The following is a 2,950-nucleotide window of genomic DNA, read 5'->3' as shown; positions in this document are numbered from 1 at the left end:
CCCGCACGACTTCGCCATCGAGCCGCTGCCGAACCTGCTGTTCACCCGCGACTCCTCCACCTGGGTCCGCGACCGGGTGGCCGTGGCCGCCCTGGCGATGCCCGCCCGCCGGCGGGAATCAGCGCTGGTCGACCTGATCTACGCCTACCACCCGAAGTTCGCGCACTGCGCCCGCGCCTACGGGGCGCACTCGGCCCCGGTGGAAGGCGGGGACGTGCTGCAGCTGACCGACGGGGTGGTCGCCATCGGGGTCGGCGAACGCACCAGCCCCGCCGGCGCCGAAGCGTTCGCCAAATCGGTCTTCGCCGACGACCTGGCCCACACCGTGCTGGCGGTGCCCATCGAACAACGGCGCGCGTCCATGCACCTGGACACCGTGTGCACCATGGTGGACCGGGACGCGGTGGTGATGTACCCGGCGGTCCAGCACTCCCTGCAGGCCTACACGCTGCACCCGGCGGACGGGGAGCTGAAGATCTCCGGTCCCGACCCGTTCCTGCAGGCCGCCGCGGAAGCCATGGGGATCGACCGCATCCGGGTCATCCACACCGGTCTGGACCCGGTCACCGCCGAACGCGAGCAGTGGGACGACGGCAACAACACCCTCGCCCTGGCCCCCGGCGTGGTCGTCGCCTACGAGCGCAACGTGGAGACCAACACCCGGCTGGCCGAAGCCGGCGTCGAAGTGCTCCAGATCAGCAGCTCCGAGCTCGGCTCCGGGCGGGGCGGGCCGCGGTGCATGTCGTGCCCGCTGGTCCGGGACGCGCTCTAGGAACCGCTCCAGCAGCGGGAACCGCGCTCACGCCCGCTCGCGCGGTGAACCCCGGCGAGCGACCGAACACCCGCGCGATCCGGGGCGGAACCGCGCGCAGGAGCGCCCTCCTCGGGGAGAAGTCCTCCGGGAAGGTCGACCGGCGAACACCGCACGGCACCGCGAAGATCCCCTCGCGCCAGCGGAAAACCGGCCCGAAGACCAGCGACTTCCCGCCCTGAACGACCACTGCCCGCGGCGTACCTTGGCACTATGACCGCCCCAGCCACCAAAATCCACCACCGGGAATCGAAATTCCACCAGCTGCTGCAAGAGCAAATACGGAACGAGTTCAACTCGTTCCAGCAGTACACCGCGCTCGCCGTCTGGTTCGACGACGAAGACCTGCCCCAACTCGCCAGGCACTTCTACCGGCAAGCCCTGGAAGAGCGGAACCACGCCATGATGATCGTCCAGTACCTGCTGGACAACAACATCAAACCGAGCATCCCGGGCATCGACCCGGTGCGCAACGAGTTCGGTGAAACCCGGGAACTGGTCTCGCTCGCCCTGGAACAAGAACGCGAAGTGACCCGGCAGATCGAGAACCTGGCCCGCACCGCCCGGGAAGAGGGCGACTACCTCGGCGAGCAGTTCATGCACTGGTTCCTGCAAGAGCAGGTCGAGGAAGTCGCCCAGATGCTCACCCTGCTCAACGTGGTCGACCGCGCCAAGGGCAACCTGTTCGACGTGGAGAACCACCTGGCCCGGGAAACCGTCGGCGACCAAGAACCGGACGCCACCGCACCGCGGGTGGCCGGCGGCGCGCTCCGAAGCGGAGCCGCCGGCTAGTCCCCCGTGCCGCCCGTGCCACCACCGGTGCTGCCCGTGCCGCCACCACCGGTGTCACCCGTGCCGGTGCGCGGATCCGTCGTCTCCGGCGGGGTCGTCTCGGTCGTGGTGGTGGTCTCCGGAGGAGTGGACTCCTCCGTGCTCGTCCCCGGCGCGGTCGACTCGGACTCCCGCAGCACCGACGACTTGTCCTCCCGCGAGGTCGACGAGTGCTCGGGAACGCTCCGACCCGGCGGCACGGGCTGTCCCGGCTGGTGCTGCGGCGGAGGCGGCACCCCCGGTGGTTGCGGTGGCGCGGGGGGAACCGTCTGGTGCGGCTCGCTGCCCGGAGGCGGGGCGACCGGCGACGGCGGTGGCGGCGGTGGCACCGGCTCCTGCTCGAAGCTCACCAGCGCGACACCGCTGCCGAGCAACGCGCTCGCGGCCAGCACACCGGCGGCGGTGGCCAGCACGCCCTGCCGCTGCCGCCGGCGACGCGCCCGCGCCACCACCACCCACTCGGCCCCGGCGCGCACCGGGAGGTCCAGACGGTCGTCGCGGAGCACTCGGCGCAGCTCGTCCTCCACACCCATCACAGACCACCCCCTTCCGCCAGTGGCCCGAGGCGCTTGCGCAGCGTCGCCATCGCCTTGCTGGCCTGGCTCTTCACGGTCCCGCTGCTGATCCCCAGCGTTTCAGCGATCTCGGCCTCGGAGAGGTCCTCGTAGTAGCGCAGCACGATGACCGCTCGCTGCCGCGGCGGCAAGGACTGCAGCGCCTGCCACACCGGCTCGTCCTCCAGCCGGTCGTGCGCGGCGTGGGACGGCACGTCCGGGAACTCCGCCAACAGGGTTTCCCGTCGGCTGCGCCGCCACCGGGACACGTGGGCGTTGGCCATCGCCTTGCGCACGTAGGCGGTGGGGTCCGCGCCGTTCCGGTTGATCTTGGCCCAACGGGTGCCCACCTTCTCCAGCACGCTCTGCACCAGATCAGCGGCGTCGTGCGGGTTCCCGGTGAGAGCATGGCCGTACCGCATCAAGCCGGGCAGGGACACCCGGACGAATTCCGCGAAGTCGTCTTCCGTGGCAGCCATGTCCCCCCGTTGCGCCCGCTGCTTCGGCCAGGAATCAGCCACCTCGCCGACAGCCGGCACAGCAGGCAGGTGCGTGGTCACCCCACTCCCCCTTCCCGACAGGGTTCCAGGAAGGGAACGCAACAGCAGGCGCACTGGTTGCCCCGTGCCGACCGTGCTCAACTTTCGGCCCAAGCCGGGTGCGCCGCAGCGCACCCGGCGACGACCGCGGGGCCGCCCAAGTCCTCTCAGCGGATGGTGACCTGGCGACCGCGCAGCCCGTCCCTCGCACGCCG

The 2,950-nt window shown here is 70.9% G+C and carries 5 protein-coding genes; 3 read left to right on the top strand and 2 right to left on the bottom strand.

What is annotated here, in order from left to right; translation table 11 throughout:
• From SREC43747_RS0119020 to SREC43747_RS0119010, 3 genes are all read left to right on the top strand, one after another.
• The coding region (locus tag SREC43747_RS0119020; RefSeq protein WP_029722967.1) for an arginine deiminase family protein at positions 1-772 on the top strand (772 nt) is incomplete at its 5' end.
• Between the two features lie 44 nt (positions 773-816).
• The gene (locus tag SREC43747_RS21460) at positions 817-993 is read left to right on the top strand and encodes a hypothetical protein (RefSeq protein WP_160173022.1); all 177 of its coding nucleotides are present in this window, start codon (positions 817-819) and stop codon (positions 991-993) included.
• Between the two features lie 31 nt (positions 994-1,024).
• Positions 1,025-1,603, top strand: coding sequence for a ferritin (locus tag SREC43747_RS0119010; protein WP_029722966.1), 579 nt, complete (start codon positions 1,025-1,027; stop codon positions 1,601-1,603).
• Here SREC43747_RS0119010 and SREC43747_RS22200 read toward each other — a convergent pair.
• Positions 1,600-2,175 (bottom strand): hypothetical protein, encoded by a 576-nt coding sequence (locus tag SREC43747_RS22200; RefSeq protein WP_029722965.1) that lies wholly within the window; start codon positions 2,173-2,175, stop codon positions 1,600-1,602. The two genes, SREC43747_RS0119010 and SREC43747_RS22200, sit on opposite strands and share 4 nt — an antisense overlap.
• The gene (locus tag SREC43747_RS0119000) at positions 2,175-2,756 is read right to left on the bottom strand and encodes a SigE family RNA polymerase sigma factor (protein WP_029722964.1); all 582 of its coding nucleotides are present in this window, start codon (positions 2,754-2,756) and stop codon (positions 2,175-2,177) included. The genes SREC43747_RS22200 and SREC43747_RS0119000 overlap by 1 nt, the downstream gene beginning before the upstream one ends.
• Between the last annotated feature and the right edge of the window lie 194 nt (positions 2,757-2,950).

Source organism: Saccharopolyspora rectivirgula DSM 43747 (assembly GCF_000497205.1).
GTDB classification, from domain to species: Bacteria; Actinomycetota; Actinomycetes; order Mycobacteriales; family Pseudonocardiaceae; genus Saccharopolyspora; species Saccharopolyspora rectivirgula.
This window is presented reverse-complemented; position numbering and strand designations above follow the sequence as displayed.

Bases quoted from the DNA above. Each gene is read 5' to 3' on its own strand.
- SREC43747_RS0119010 (WP_029722966.1), top strand. From the start codon at position 1,025: ATGACCGCCCCAGCCACCAAAATCCACCACCGGGAATCGAAATTCCAC.
- SREC43747_RS22200 (WP_029722965.1), bottom strand. From the start codon at position 2,175: ATGGGTGTGGAGGACGAGCTGCGCCGAGTGCTCCGCGACGACCGTCTG.